The sequence below is a fragment of the Ideonella sp. FW305-24 genome (genome assembly GCF_058788035.1).
In genome coordinates, this window is the sequence record NZ_JBYTAI010000001.1 from 1,116,633 (window position 1) to 1,130,099 (window position 13,467).

Consider the following 13,467-nt stretch of genomic DNA (forward strand, 5'->3'; position numbering starts at 1 on the left):
AGGCGCACGGGCCACCGAACTCACAGACTGATGATAAATGTGTGAATTGCACATTTACAAGCCCCTGAGCAGTTCCGACACAGCCTTTTCACAGGCCTGTGTTGGTGAGCCGGTGCCCATTGATCGCCCAGGCGGCGGCAATCGGTGCACAAAAATTTGTGCTGGCGGCCAGCTGCCTCAGTTCGTGCGGTCGATCAGGTCGCGGACCTTGTTTTCCAACGCTTCGATGTCGAAGGGCTTGGTCAGCACTTCCATGCCGTGGGCCAGGTGCCCGTTGCCGACCACCGCGTTCTCCGCGAAGCCGGTGATGAACAACACCTTCAGCGCCGGCCGGGCCACGCGCGCCTGGTCAGCCACCTGGCGGCCATTCATGCCGCCGGGCAGGCCAACGTCGGTGATCAGCAGGTCGATGGGCGTGTCCGATTGCAGCATGCGCAGCCCGCTGGCGCCCTCGCCTGCCTCCAGCGTGGTGTAGCCAGCCTCCTGCAGCACGCTGGTGATCAACATGCGGATGGCGGGCTCGTCGTCGATCACCAGCACCGTTTCGCCAGCGCCCAGGCCGTGGTGCTCGGCTTCGGGCTCTGGCGCAGACAGGTCCTCGCCGGTGTGCCGCGGCAGGTACAGGCACATCGTCGTGCCCTTGCCAAGCTCGGAATAGATGCGCACCTGACCGCCAGACTGGCGCACGAAGCCGTAGACCATGGACAGGCCCAGCCCGGTGCCCTCACCGAGTGGCTTGGTGGTGAAAAACGGATCGAAGGCGCGGGCGATGACCTCGGGCGCCATGCCGGTGCCGGTGTCGGTCACGCAGATCGACACGTACTGGCCCGGCGGCAGCTCGCGCTCCTTGGCCGCACGCTCGTCCAGCCACTTGTTGGCGGTCTCGATGGTCAGCCGCCCGCCCTGCGGCGCCATCGCGTCGCGGGCGTTGATGCACAGGTTCAACAAGGCGTTTTCCAGCTGCGACGGGTCGACCTTGATGGTCCACACGCCGCCCGCACCGACCACTTCCAGCTCGACATTCGGGCCGACGCTGCGCCGCACCAGGTCTTCCATGCCGGCGATCAGGCGGTTGGCGTCGACCGGCCTCGGGTCCAGCGTCTGCTGGCGCGAGAAGGCCAGCAGACGGTGCGTCAGTGCCGCGGCGCGCCGGGTCGCCCCCTGCGCGGTGCCGATGAAGCGCTCCACCCCGGCGGTGCGCCCTTCCGCCAGCCGCCGGCTCAGCAGTTCCAGGCTGCCGCTGATGGCGGCCAGCAGGTTGTTGAAGTCGTGCGCGATGCCGCCGGTCAACTGGCCCACCGCCTCCATCTTCTGCGACTGCCGCAAGGCCTCGTGCGCCGCGGCGAGTTCGGCTTGCGCCTGTTTCTCGACCGTGACGTCACGACCATAGGCAAACACCAGCTCGCCCTCGGTGGCGGTGTGCCAGGAAATCCAGCGCAGCGAGCCGTCCTTGTGAAGGTAGCGGTTCTCGAAGCCGGTCAGGTTGCGCTTGCTGAGCGCGGCATCCAGTCCGGTCTGGGTCAAGCCAGCGTCCCCGGGCCAGACGAAGGCCACGAAGCTGCGGCCTATCACCTCTTCCGGCCGGTAGCCCAGGATCGCCGTCCATGCGGGATTGACGTCGCGGAAGACGCCATCGGCCCCGATCACCACCAGCAGGTCGCGCGAATTGCGCCACACCCGGTCGCGCTCCTCGGTGCGGGCCACCACCTGCTGCTCCAGCGAGGCGGCCAATTGCCGCAGGTCTTCCTCGGCCCGCCGCCGCTCCACCGCGCTGCGCGTGCGCTCGGCCACCTCGCGAATCAACGCCAGCTCCTCCTGGGGCCACTCGCGGGGCTGCGCATGGTTCAGGTACAGCAGCGCCACCAGCCCGCCCTGCTCGGTCACCGGCATGTTGACCAGCGCGTGCGCGCTGATCGCCTTCAGCGCGCCGGCGGTGGCGGCGGTTCGCGGGTCCAGGTCGGCGTTGCTGACCACCACGGTGCGGCCGGCCTTCAGGTCCTCGATGTAGGAGCCATAGTCCCGGAAGTGCAGCACACCGGCCAGGCTGCGGATGCCGGGCGCATTCCAGTCGCGCTCGATGCTGATGGTCTCGTCGGCCTTGCTGACCGTGCCGTAGCCGGCGCGGCTCACTCCCAGCGCGCGGCCCAGGATCTCGGCCGCGGCAAACGACAGGTCCGAAGGGTCGTCCAGCTCACGAAAGCGCTCGGCCAGCGCCACCAGCACGTTCTGCCGCGTGTCGCCACTGCGCAGCGCGCTCACCGCCTGCAGCCGGTCCGTGGTTTCGATGCACACGCCGAACAAACCGGCCACCTGCGCCGCTTCGTCCCGCATGGGCGTGTACGAGAAGTCGAAGCTGGCGTCCCTGACCACACCGTCCCGGTCCAGCCCGACGGTGAAGCCGTCCATGTGCACCGCCTCGCCGGCAAACACCTGTTCGAACAGCGGCGCCAGGTCGCCCCAGGCTTCCTGCCAGACCTGCGCACTGGGCTGGCCCAGCGCAGCCGGATGCTTGCGGCCGAGGATGGGTGCAAAGGCGTCGTTGTAGAACCAGGTCTGCTGCGGCCCCCAGGCCAGGAACATGGGCTGGCGGGCGGCCAGCAGCATGCCCAGCACCGTCTTCAGCGACTGCGGCCAGCCTACAGTCGGGCCCAGCGGCGTGGCGGCCCAGTCGAAGCTGCGCACCAGGGCGCCCATCTGGCCGCCGCCCGGCAGGAAGTCAAAGGCTGGCGCTTGTGCGCCCGGGTCAAGCTGGCCAGCCAATGGCGTCTCCCAGGGCCGCGTGTCCCGCGGCATGCAGATGTGAACGAGGTCCGGTGGCGCGGCAGTCGTGCCGTCCCGCGCGCCGGATGCCAGCCCGGGACCATACCGCAACAAGCTGGCGGCCCCACGTCAGACGACACCGCTTCGCAAGCCGCCGGCAGCGATGCCGGCAGGCGGCGGCGGGGTGTCGGGGCGCAGTCAAAAGACTGATAATCCATCCAGTTGTTACCCACCATGCCTGCCAACCCGACACCGCCACGCCGGCTCATCGCCCACCTCGACATGGACGCGTTCTACGCCTCCTGCGAGCTGCTGCGTTACCCGGACCTGCGCGGCGAGCCGGTGGTGATCGGCGGCGGCCGGCGCCACCAGCCCGAACTGCAGCCCGACGGCACGCGGCGCTACGCCAGGCTGGCCGACTACGCCGGCCGCGGCGTGGTCACCACCGCCACCTACGCCGCCCGGGCCTTCGGCGTGCACTCGGCCATGGGCCTGATGAAGGCCGCCGCGCTGGCGCCACAGGCTGTTTTGCTGCCCACCGATTTCGATCTCTACAAGCGCTGCTCGCGCGCCTTCAAGGCTGCCGTGGCCGAGCTGGCGCCGGTGATCGAGGACCGCGGCATCGACGAGATCTACATCGACCTCACCGAGGTGCCCGGCGCGCAGGACACCATCGGCCACGACCCGCTGGGCGGCGCCCGCGCGCTGGCCCGCGAGATCAAGAACAACGTGCAGCGCGCCACCGGCCTGACCTGCTCCATCGGCGTGACGCCAAACAAGCTGCTGTCCAAGCTGGCCTCGGAGCTGGACAAGCCGGACGGGTTGACGGTGCTGACGCTGGACGAGATCCCGACCCGCATCTGGCCGCTGCCGGTGCGCAAGCTCAACGGCATCGGCCCCAAGGCCGGTGCCAAGCTGGCGGGGCTGGGGCTGGAGACGCTGGGCCAGCTGGCGCAGTGCGAGCCCGAGTGGCTGATCGAGCGCTTCGGCCAGAGCTACGGCGCCTGGCTGCACCGTGCCGCCTGGGGCCGCGACGAGCGCCCGCTGGTGACCGACAGCGAGCCCGTTTCGATGAGCCGCGAGACCACCTTCGACCGCGACCTGCACGCGGTGCGCGACCGCAGCCAGCTCTCGGCCATCTTCACCGAGCTGTGCCAGCGCGTGGCCGAGGACCTGCAACGCAAGGGCTACGTCGGCCGCACCGTGGGCATCAAGCTGCGCTTTGACGACTTCAAGATCGTGACCCGCGACCTGACGCTGCCGGCCAACACCGCCGACTTCGCGAGCATCCGCCAGGCCGCGGGCCAGTGCCTGAAGCGCGTGGACCTGCGCCGCCGGCTGCGCCTGCTGGGCGTGCGCGTGGGCAACCTGCATCGCGCGGATCTGCCGGAGCTGCCTTCGCGCCGCAGCACGCGCGCGCCGGCCCGCCCTGGCCGGCCAGCGCCAAAACCTGCGGCGACCGCAGTGCTGGTCGCCCGCGAGCCGGGGCTGTTCGACGACCTGCCGGACGAAGCGCCGGGTTGACGCTCAGTCGCCTCGCGGCGGGCGAGTCGGCAGATGCCACAGCCACAGCGCCACCAGCGTGCAGCAGAGCGCCGGCGTCCAGCGCCAGATCGGCGAAGGAATCGTCCACCAGGCCCACAGCGAGCTGGCGCTCATCATCGCGGTGGCCAGTTGCTTGGCGCGCAGCGGCACCGCGCGGTTGGCACGCCAGTCGCGCACGATGGGGCCCAGGTGCCGGTGCGTCACCAGCCAGTGCTCCCAGCGCTCGCTGCCCTTGGAGAAGCACCAGGCGGCCAGCAGCACAAACGGGGTGGTCGGCAGCAGCGGCAGGAAGATGCCGATCACGCCCAGCAGCAGCGACAGCCCGCCCGCCAGCAGCCACAGCGGCCTCAGCCAGGCCAGGCGGCGCGTGGGCAGGGGCGACACAACAGGCGGCGGCATCGCGGCATTGTCACCTCGGCCTGCCATTGCGGGCTTCTTGCGCCAACGCAAGGCCCGCCGCGCCAGCGCTGCCCACAATCGACCGCACCGCTTGCACTGCCACGACCCACCATGCCCTTGCTCGACTGGTCCCCCTCGCTGCAGCTGGACCACCCGGAAATGGACCAGACCCACCAGGCCTTCATCACGCTGCTGGGCCAGACCGAACGCGCGCTGGCACAAGGTGCAGGCCCCAGCGCACTGGCCCACTGGGCCGAACTCGTGTTGCACACCGTGGGCCACTTCGGTCAGGAAGACCGCTGGATGCTGGCCACCGGCTTCGCGCCGGACAACTGCCACAGCCGCCAGCATGCACAGGTGCTGACGGTGCTGGAAGAGGTGGGCCGCCTGGCAGCCGACATCGGTGACTTCCGGCCGATGAGTGACTGCCTGCCCGGGCTGGCGCAGTGGTTTGTCGGGCATGTCCAAAGCATGGACGCCGCCCTCGCCGCCCACCTGCAGCAACTCGGCTTCGACCCCAGCACCGGCGCCATGGCCCATCCGCCCGCGCCCGAGCATGCCCCGATGAGCGGCTGCGGCGGCAGCCAGTGCACGCCCGCACCGCAGCCCGCCACCGCCTGAGCCGCCCGGGCCTGACCCGCTAAAGTCCGGCGCATGGCCGCGCCGCACGATGCTTCGCCCTTCCCACTCTCGACAGAGGCCGGCATGCGCCTGCCTTCGCTGGACGCCCTGCGCGCGTTTGACGCTGCCGCCCGGCTGGGCACCTTCGAACGCGCTGCGGAGTCGCTGCACATCACGGCCAGCGCCATCGGCAAGCGCATCGCGGCGCTGGAAGAACTGCTGGGCGTGGCGCTGTTCCAGCGCGGAGGCAAGGCCCTGCTGCTGAGCGCCGCCGGGCGCGAATACCTGGGCTCGGTGCGCAGCGCGCTGGAACTGCTGGCCGCCGTGCCGCTGCACCAGCGCGCGGCCCAGCAGCGGCCGCGGCTGCGGCTGTGCGCGCCGCCCACCTTCGCACGCCAGGTCCTGGTGCCGGCCCTGCCCGGCTTTGCCGCCGAGCAGCCGGGCGTGGAGCTGGAGATCGTGCTGTCGGCCCCGTTCATCGACGCTGGCGGCAGCGACGCCGAACTCGACGTGCGCCATGCCGCTGCCACGGCCGACGACCCCGCCGTGCTGATGCACGACGTGCTGCTGCCGCTGGCCAGCCCTGCGCTGCTGGCCGAGGCCGGGCCGCTGGCCGAGCCAGCCGACCTGGCGCGGCTGCCGCTGCTGCGCACGCCGATCGAACCCTGGGCGACCTGGTTCGAAGCCGTGGGCCTGGGCTGGCCGGAACCGGACCGCGGGCCGCGGCTGGTCGACCTTGGGCTGACGCTGGAGGCCGCGCTGCAAGGCCAGGGCGTGGCGCTGGCGCGGCCCAGCCTGGCGCGCGAGGCGCTTCGCAGCGGCCGACTGGTGCCAGCGCTGGGGCTGGGACGCACGCCGTGGGTGACGGCACGCTGGGCCTACCAGCTGCAATCGCCGCTGCCGGCCGAAGGATTGGCGGCCAGCGGTGCGAGCTGGCTGCGCCGCGCCAGCTCGCAGGCGGCAGCCGAAGGGCTGGCACTGATTTCCGGTCCGGCCTGAAATCTTTTCCGGTCCAACCCGCATGGTGACGGAAGGCTCCGCGGCTAGCATCGCCCGGCAGGAGACCGCATGACCACCACCGCATGACCACCATCACCAACATCGAAGACCTCCGGGTCCTGGCCCGGCGCCGCGTGCCCCGCATGTTCTACGACTACGCCGACTCCGGCTCGTGGACAGAAGGCACCTACCGCGCCAACGAGGCAGACTTCCAGAAGATCAAGCTGCGCCAGCGCGTGGCGGTCGACATGGACAAGCGCAGCACCGCGGTGAAGATGATCGGCATCGACGCGGCGATGCCGGTGGCCATCGCGCCGACCGGGCTGACCGGCATGCAGCATGCCGACGGCGAGATCCTGGGCGCGCTGGCCGCCAAGCGCTTTGGCATCCCGTTCACGCTGTCCACGATGAGCATCTGCTCGATCGAGGACATTGCCGCGGCCACGCAGGCGCCGTTCTGGTTCCAGCTCTACGTGATGAAGGACCGCGGCTTCATCGAGCGCCTGATCGACCGGGCCAAGGCCGCCAACTGCTCGGCGCTGGTGCTGACGCTGGACCTGCAGATCCTCGGCCAGCGCCACAAGGACCTGAAAAACGGCCTGACCGCGCCGCCCAGGCTGACGATCCCCAACCTCATCAACCTGGCCACCAAGCCGCGCTGGTGCCTGGGCATGTTGGGCACCAAACGCCGCCAGTTCGGCAACATCGTCGGCCACGTCAGCGGGGTCGAGAACATGGGCTCGCTGTCGGAATGGACGGCCAAGCAGTTCGACCCGAAGCTGAACTGGGGCGACGTCGAGTGGATCAAACAGCGCTGGGGCGGCAAGCTGATCCTCAAGGGCATCATGGACGTGGAAGATGCCCGCCTGGCGGCTGACTCCGGCGCCGATGCGCTGATCGTCAGCAACCACGGCGGCCGACAACTGGACGGCGCGCAATCGTCCATCGAGGCGCTGCCTGCCATCGTCGCCGCGGTGGGCCCGCGCATCGAGGTCTGGATGGACGGCGGCATCCGCTCCGGCCAGGACGTGCTGAAGGCCTGGGCGCTGGGCGCGCGCGGCACGATGATTGGCCGGGCCTTCCTCTACGGGCTGGGCGCGATGGGCGAAGCCGGTGTGACGCGTTCGCTGGAGATCATCCAGCGCGAGCTGGAACTGACGATGGCCTTCTGCGGCCACACGCGCTTGCAGAACGTCGGAAAAGACATTCTTTTGCCGGGCTCTTTCCCGGTTTGAACAGGGCATCGGCGCTTCATCCGGACCGGCGGCAAGCCGATAAGCCGTGTGGGTGCAAGCCGACCGCGCAGTGCGGCCGGCTGCCACCCGCCTGCCCATGCCCTTGCCCGCCCTGCCCCCCTGCCCTGCCGCGCCGTCGTCCTGCCCACGCACACCCGCAGTGCTGGCTGCCGCGCTGCTGCGCCGGCTGTTCATGCTGCTGTGCCTGCTGGCCGGCCTGGCTGCGCTGCAGCCCGCATGGGCCCAGGAAACCCTGGCGCTGGACTACCTGGCCGAGCCCGGCGCCGCGGGCGCGCAGCCACTGAGCCTGGCCGCCGTGCGCGCCCTGCCCGAATCGGCCTGGCAGCACGCGCCTGCCGGTGGCGCCAGCCTGGGCTATTCCGACAAGACCCACTGGTTCCGCGCCCGCGTGCTGCAGCGCGACCCAACCGAGCTCCGGCGCCTGCTGGAGATTGCCTACCCGGTGCTGGACCGCATCGAGCTGCACCTGCAGGTCACGCCGGCCGGCCAGCCGCCGTCCTGGCACAAGGAGCTGGTGCTGGGCGACAAGCAGGCCTTCGAGCTGCGCCCGGTGCGGCATGCCAACTTCGTCGTGCCGGTAGACATTCCGCTGGGCGCCGAGCTGGAGGTGCTGGCCCGCGTGACGACCAGCAGCGCGGTGCAATTCCCGCTGCTGCTGTGGACACCGGCCACCTTCCATCCACACGCAGAGGACACCAACCTGCTGCTGGGGGGCTACCTCGGGCTGATGTTCGGCCTGCTGGCCTACAACCTGATCCTGTGGGCTTCGGTGCGCGAGCGAGGCTACCTGCTTTACGGGCTGTGGGTGATCTCGATTGCCGGCTGCATCACCTCGCTCAAGGGCTTGAGCTTCCAGTACCTGTGGCCGCATGCCACGCAGTGGAACGACACCGCCATCGTCGTGCTGCTGGCGCTGACCGGCGCCTCCGGCTCGGCCTTCGCCGCCGATTTCATCCGCATCGCGCCCGGGCCGCGCTGGCGCCGCTGGGCCATCCACTGCACGACCGGGGCCTCCCTGCTGGTGGCTGCGGCCGCGCTGGTGCTGCCGTACAGCGTGGCGATCCGCACGGCGATCTCCAGTTCGGTCGTCGCCATCTTCATCCTGACGGTATTGGCGCTGCTGCGGGCCCGCGAAGGCTACGCGCCAGCCCGCATCTTCCTGCTGGCCTTCGGCTCGGTGCTGCTGGGCGGCGTGCTGCTGGCGCTGGACAAGTTCGGCCTGGTGGCGCGCAGCGTGTTCACTGAAAACGCGCTGCAACTGGGCAGCGCGATGGAAGTGCTGATGATTTCGCTGGGCCTGGCCAGCCGGCTCAACGAAGAGCGCGAGCTGCGCGTAAAGAGCCAGATCGAGGCGCTCAAGGCCCAGCGGGAAGCCCAAGAGTTGCTCGAAGCCAGGGTCAACGAACGAACGAGCGCATTGGAGCAGGCCAACCGCCGGCTGGCCGAGCTGAGCATGACCGACGGGCTGACCGCGATTCCGAACCGGCGCTTCCTGGACCAGGCGCTGGAGCACCTGATCGGCGAGGCCATCGGCAGCAAACGCTCGCTGTCGCTGGCGCTGATCGACGTCGACCACTTCAAGCAGTTCAACGACACCCACGGCCATCTCGCGGGCGACCAGTGCCTGCAGGTCGTGGCGCTGGAGCTGCAGCGCCAGGCCCACCGCACCGAGGACCTGGTGGCACGCTTTGGCGGCGAGGAGTTCTGCATCGTGATGCCGCATGCCGGACCGGATGGCGCGCTGACCGTGGCCGAGCGCATGCGCCAGGCGGTGCAGGCGCTGGCGGTGCCGACCTCGGTCGGCGCGGTCGGCATCACCGTCAGCATTGGCGTCTGCAGCCTGGTGCCGCGCACGCCGGAAGACCTGGCGGTGCTGCTGAAGGCGACCGACGAGGCGCTCTACCGCGCCAAGCGCAACGGCCGCAACCAGGTCGTGATGCAGTTGGGCGACGCAGCCATGCCTGCGCCAGCGCCAAACCCACAGGCGCTGGACCTGCGCTGAGGCCGGCGGCGGCTCAGCCGCGCGGCAGGTCGGCGTCGGGCAATGCGGCCAGTTCGTCCTGCTGGCGCTCGGCGGCCTGGCGCCGCGCCAGGGTCACGCTGGCCAGCACCAGCATCTGCACCTGCACACTGTCGATCGGCAAGCCCAGCCGGCAGCGCAGGCTGCGCGAGCCACGGCCGCTGCCATCCAGCGGCGCGATGCCCGGCGGCAGCTGGCTGCCGTTGAACAGCTGCAGATTCACATGGCCTTTGAATGGGACGATGGCCATCAGCAGCGTGTCGTCCACGCCAAAGACCAGGTTGCCCCATTTGACGGTTTCGGTGGCTTCGGGCACGGCCTGGCGCACGGCGGCCTGCAACTGCTCGGCCAGTCCGCGTTGCGGCTCGGTCAGGAAGTCGAACCAGGCGGCCACCAAGGCTTTGGGGCGGGCTGCAGTTCTCATCGGAACGGCCTTGCATCAGGCACGCCCCTCGACGGGGCGCATCGTCCGTCGGCCGCCGGCCGGTTGGGGCGCAGCGGAACTGAAGCCATTGTGGGCACTTTGCCCATGCTTGGCTAGGACGACAACCTCACCGCCGACAGTGGTGAAGCCGCTGGCCCAGCGTCAGAGCCTGCCCTCTTCCCGGCGGTGGTAGGCCTGGAACAGCTCCAGCGCGACGCGCCGAAGCGGGTCGAAGGCACTGGTGTGGGCATTGGCAATGCGCTCGAAGGCGTATTGCCGGTCGTAGCACATGCGGGCGACATGCACCGTCTGCCCCTCGATCGCCATCAGCGACTTGAAGCGCAGCAGCGTGCCCATGCCCACGTCGGCCACCACCGGCCGCGAGAGTTCGGCATCGTCGAGTTGCCCGGTCTCGGGTGCGACCATGGCCGCAACCGGCACTGCAGCAAGGCCCAGGCCGGACAACAGCCGCGTCACCGCAGGCGAAGCCGGCGGGTTCTGGACGGGGGGAGTGGTGTGTTGCGACGACATGGCGGCCTCCTGGTTGCTGGCCGCGCGGACGAAGGTCCGGCGCCATGACCGCATGGTGCGCGACAGCCCACCGACAGGAAGCGGCAAAAACAGGCCTGAAAGCGCCGCTGTTTGACGCTGTTCGGTTCAAGCCGGCGGCGTGCCGTGCACCACCGGGCCGGTCTGGCGGATGAACTCGTCGAGCTTGCCACACCACTCGGCCGAGGGCTGTTCCAGTTCGTCCAGGCTCAGCACCTGCACCCCTGCATCGGCCAGCATCTTGTTCGCGGCCTGGATGGACGCGGCCTGGTGCGCCTTCTGCTCCAGGTAGACCACGCGGCGGATGCCCACCTGGATGATGGACTGGGCGCAGCGCGGGCAGGGAAACTGGGTCGCGTAGATGGTGCTGCCGGTCAGCGGCAACACCACGCAGTTGAGGATCGCGTTGACCTCGGCGTGCACGATGTAGCTGTGCCGCGAGCGCAGCGGGTCCTCGTCGACGTCGCTCCAGTAGGTTTCGTCGTTGTCGTCACAGCCCCGCGGCAGGCCGTTGTAGCCCACGCCCATGATCTTGTTGTCCGGGCTGGCAATGCAGGCCCCGTTGCGCTTGCGGCTGTCCTTGGAGCGCGCCGCGGCAAGCAGCGCCACGCCCATGAACATGGAATGCCAGGGGATCAGCGGGGTGTTTTGCATGCGTGGAACGGCCGTGGACAAGGCAATCGCCGCAGTGTAGCGAGCGGAGGCCCCCGCTTCAGAGCTTGTATTCCAGCGTCACGGCCCCGTTGCGCGGTGCGCCGTAGATCGCGCCGTAGGCCAGGCCACCGATGTACTTCTTGTCGAACAGGTTGTTGATGTTCAGCCGCAGCGTGGCGTCCTTGGTCAGCTCGTAGGCGGCAAAGGCGTTGGCCACCATGTAGGCGGGCTGCTCGGCGCTGCCGATCTTGCTGACGTCGGACTGCCAGCGGCCGCCCAGGCCCATGCGCAGCGCCGGCAGGAAAGGCATGCGGCTGTCGACGCGGAAGTTGAGCGTGTTGCGCGGCACCCATTCGTAGATGCCGTGGCCGTCCGGGCCGGTCAGCGTCAGGTGGGTGTAGCCCAGCGTTAGCTTGGCGTCCTTGTTGATGCGGCCGGTGACTTCGGTCTCGAAGCCCTTGGACTTCACGTCCTTGGCTTCGTAGTAGTACTGCTGGTTCGCATCAATGCCGGCGTAGGTCGCCAGGCCTTGTTCCTTTGAAGTGAAGACTGCGAAAGTGGTCAACAGGCGCTTGTCCAGCCAATCCGCCTTCACGCCCACTTCGGCATTCGTGCCCTTCACCGGTGCCAGCAGGTCACCCTTCACGTCGGCCTGCTCCTGCGGCAGGAAGATGTCGGAGTACGAGGCGTAGCCGAGCACGTTCGGCGTGAAGTCGTAGGTGAAGCCCAGGTAGGGGCTGAGCTTCTTGGTGGTCGGGTCCAGCAACTGGCCGCCGCTGCCATAGCGGGACTCGCCAGCGCGCCAATGGCGCACCGCGTTCACGCCGACGATGGTCTTGAGCGAATCGGTCAACGCGATGCGCGAGGCGGCGTAGACGCGGGTCAGCGTCTGTTCGCCGCTGGTGCTGGGTTCGCGCGCGCCCCACTCCGGTTCCGGATAGGCGTCGCCGCCATACGGGAAGGCGGGCAGCGGCAGGAAGTTGTTGCTCGTCGCCGCGTAGATGTCGGTGGCCGTGGTTTCCTTGGAGTTGCTCACACCGACCAGCAGGCTGTGGCTGCGGCCGAAGGCGGAAAACTGACCGCTGAGGTTGGCGTCCAGCACCCGGCTGTCCGTGTGGCTGATGCTGTGGTACGGCCAGCCAATCAGGCCGGTGTCGTCCGGGTTCAGCATGCCGGTGTTCGAGTAGGCGTAGAGCAGCTTGGTCGCCTCGTCGCCATGGCGCCGGTTGACGGTGAACTTGGCTTCCCAGTCCGGCGACAGGCGATGCGAATACTCGGCGAAGCTGGTCACCGACTTGGTGTTCCAGTAGGCCCAGTCCGGCGCGGTGGAAGAACCGACCGCGAAGTCGGCCTGCGTGCCGTCCGAGCGCAGCAGCGTCAGCGAGCCCCACATCGGCGAGTCCTGCTTGGCATTCACGCCTGTGACGCCGATGGTCAGCGTGCCGTTGTCGCCGATCTGGCCGTCGACCACGCCGTAGAGCGATGTGCGTTTGTCATGCAGGTCGCGCAGGTAGGAATCCTTGTCCTCGTGGGCCACGACCACACGCGCGGCCCACGCGCCGTCTTCGGTCAGGACCTTGTTGTAGTCCAGGCCCACGCGCTTGAGGCCATGGGAGCCGCCGGTCACCGTGACTTCGCCGCCGTCCTGGTTGGTCGGGCGCTTGCGGATGTAGTTGATCGTGCCGGAGGCATTGCCCACGCCGGTCAGCAAGCCGTTGGCGCCGCGGATCAACTCGATGCGCTCGAACAGGAAGGTGTCTTCGCGGCCGACCACGGTGCCCCAGGAATTGGTCATGCCCAGGCCGTCGACCTGGGTCAGCTGGATCTCGAAGCCGCGCGCATTGAAGGTCGCGCGGTTGGTTTCGTACTGCTCGACGTTGATGCCGGTGGCCAGGGCCAGCGCTTCGTTGCTGCCGGTCAGGCCGAAGTCGGCCATCTCGTCCTTGTCGATGGTGCTGATGGTCTGCGGGGTGTCCTTCACCTCCATCGGCAGGCCGGTCGCGCCCTTGGACACGCGGTTGGCCCGTTTGCCCTTCACCATCACCGTTTGCTGCGGCGCGACGTCCTGCGCGGGAGCGGCGGCTTCCTGCGCGCGGGCATCGCCCAACGCCAGGCAGGCCGCGATGGCACAGGTCGTCATCAGGAATTCTTGCTTCATCTGCATCTCCAACATCAACCTGGCAGTTTACAAGCTAATACGAATCATTCTCAGTTGTATGCATGAATCCGCCGCTGCTGTG

Annotated in this window: 11 protein-coding genes; 5 read left to right on the forward strand and 6 right to left on the reverse strand. The window is 68.9% G+C overall.

What is annotated here, in order from left to right; genetic code table 11:
* Positions 1–177 precede the first annotated feature (177 nt).
* Complete coding sequence (locus AC3WR5_RS04995; RefSeq protein WP_492482329.1) at positions 178–2,760, reverse strand: GAF domain-containing hybrid sensor histidine kinase/response regulator; 2,583 nt, start codon at positions 2,758–2,760, stop codon at positions 178–180.
* Between the two features lie 234 nt (positions 2,761–2,994).
* Between AC3WR5_RS04995 and dinB the strand changes: the two genes are divergently transcribed.
* Positions 2,995–4,284: a DNA polymerase IV gene (dinB, locus tag AC3WR5_RS05000; protein WP_492482331.1), complete on the forward strand. Its 1,290-nt coding sequence runs from the start codon at positions 2,995–2,997 to the stop codon at positions 4,282–4,284.
* A 3-nt stretch (positions 4,285–4,287) separates the two neighbouring features.
* Here the strand turns inward: dinB and AC3WR5_RS05005 are convergent, their stop codons facing one another.
* Positions 4,288–4,704 (reverse strand): YbaN family protein, encoded by a 417-nt coding sequence (locus AC3WR5_RS05005; RefSeq protein ID WP_492482333.1) that lies wholly within the window; start codon positions 4,702–4,704, stop codon positions 4,288–4,290.
* A 111-nt stretch (positions 4,705–4,815) separates the two neighbouring features.
* On the opposite strand from AC3WR5_RS05005, the gene AC3WR5_RS05010 reads away from it, so the two are divergent.
* The 4 genes from AC3WR5_RS05010 to AC3WR5_RS05025 all read left to right on the forward strand — a co-directional run bounded on the left by AC3WR5_RS05010 (position 4,816) and on the right by AC3WR5_RS05025 (position 9,582).
* Positions 4,816–5,325: a hemerythrin domain-containing protein gene (locus tag AC3WR5_RS05010; protein WP_492482335.1), complete on the forward strand. Its 510-nt coding sequence runs from the start codon at positions 4,816–4,818 to the stop codon at positions 5,323–5,325.
* 33 nt (positions 5,326–5,358) lie between these two features.
* Complete coding sequence (locus AC3WR5_RS05015; protein ID WP_492482337.1) at positions 5,359–6,324, forward strand: LysR family transcriptional regulator; 966 nt, start codon at positions 5,359–5,361, stop codon at positions 6,322–6,324.
* 83 nt (positions 6,325–6,407) lie between these two features.
* On the forward strand, positions 6,408–7,559 hold the full coding sequence (locus AC3WR5_RS05020; RefSeq protein ID WP_141291942.1) for an alpha-hydroxy acid oxidase: 1,152 nt from the start codon (positions 6,408–6,410) through the stop codon (positions 7,557–7,559).
* A 97-nt stretch (positions 7,560–7,656) separates the two neighbouring features.
* Entirely contained in the window at positions 7,657–9,582 is a 1,926-nt protein-coding gene (locus AC3WR5_RS05025; RefSeq protein ID WP_492482339.1) for a sensor domain-containing diguanylate cyclase, read from the forward strand.
* 13 nt (positions 9,583–9,595) lie between these two features.
* Here AC3WR5_RS05025 and AC3WR5_RS05030 read toward each other — a convergent pair whose 3' ends face one another.
* The 4 genes from AC3WR5_RS05030 to AC3WR5_RS05045 form a co-directional block, all read right to left on the reverse strand.
* Positions 9,596–10,024: a DUF1801 domain-containing protein gene (locus tag AC3WR5_RS05030; RefSeq protein WP_231011557.1), complete on the reverse strand. Its 429-nt coding sequence runs from the start codon at positions 10,022–10,024 to the stop codon at positions 9,596–9,598.
* 162 nt (positions 10,025–10,186) lie between these two features.
* Complete coding sequence (locus AC3WR5_RS05035) at positions 10,187–10,555, reverse strand: hypothetical protein (protein ID WP_492482341.1); 369 nt, start codon at positions 10,553–10,555, stop codon at positions 10,187–10,189.
* Between the two features lie 126 nt (positions 10,556–10,681).
* The gene (locus tag AC3WR5_RS05040) at positions 10,682–11,227 is read right to left on the reverse strand and encodes a deoxycytidylate deaminase (RefSeq protein WP_492482343.1); all 546 of its coding nucleotides are present in this window, start codon (positions 11,225–11,227) and stop codon (positions 10,682–10,684) included.
* Positions 11,228–11,285: 58 nt separating this feature from the next.
* Entirely contained in the window at positions 11,286–13,385 is a 2,100-nt protein-coding gene (locus tag AC3WR5_RS05045) for a TonB-dependent siderophore receptor (protein ID WP_492482345.1), read from the reverse strand.
* Positions 13,386–13,467 lie beyond the last annotated feature (82 nt).

Bases quoted from the DNA above. Each gene is read 5' to 3' on its own strand.
- AC3WR5_RS05030 (WP_231011557.1), bottom strand. From the start codon at position 10,024: ATGAGAACTGCAGCCCGCCCCAAAGCCTTGGTGGCCGCCTGGTTCGAC.
- dinB (WP_492482331.1), top strand. From the start codon at position 2,995: ATGCCTGCCAACCCGACACCGCCACGCCGGCTCATCGCCCACCTCGAC.
- AC3WR5_RS05035 (WP_492482341.1), bottom strand. From the start codon at position 10,555: ATGTCGTCGCAACACACCACTCCCCCCGTCCAGAACCCGCCGGCTTCG.
- AC3WR5_RS05025 (WP_492482339.1), top strand. From the start codon at position 7,657: ATGCCCTTGCCCGCCCTGCCCCCCTGCCCTGCCGCGCCGTCGTCCTGC.
- AC3WR5_RS05005 (WP_492482333.1), bottom strand. From the start codon at position 4,704: ATGCCGCCGCCTGTTGTGTCGCCCCTGCCCACGCGCCGCCTGGCCTGG.
- AC3WR5_RS05015 (WP_492482337.1), top strand. From the start codon at position 5,359: ATGGCCGCGCCGCACGATGCTTCGCCCTTCCCACTCTCGACAGAGGCC.
- AC3WR5_RS05020 (WP_141291942.1), top strand. From the start codon at position 6,408: ATGACCACCATCACCAACATCGAAGACCTCCGGGTCCTGGCCCGGCGC.
- AC3WR5_RS05010 (WP_492482335.1), top strand. From the start codon at position 4,816: ATGCCCTTGCTCGACTGGTCCCCCTCGCTGCAGCTGGACCACCCGGAA.
- AC3WR5_RS05040 (WP_492482343.1), bottom strand. From the start codon at position 11,227: ATGCAAAACACCCCGCTGATCCCCTGGCATTCCATGTTCATGGGCGTG.
- AC3WR5_RS05045 (WP_492482345.1), bottom strand. From the start codon at position 13,385: ATGAAGCAAGAATTCCTGATGACGACCTGTGCCATCGCGGCCTGCCTG.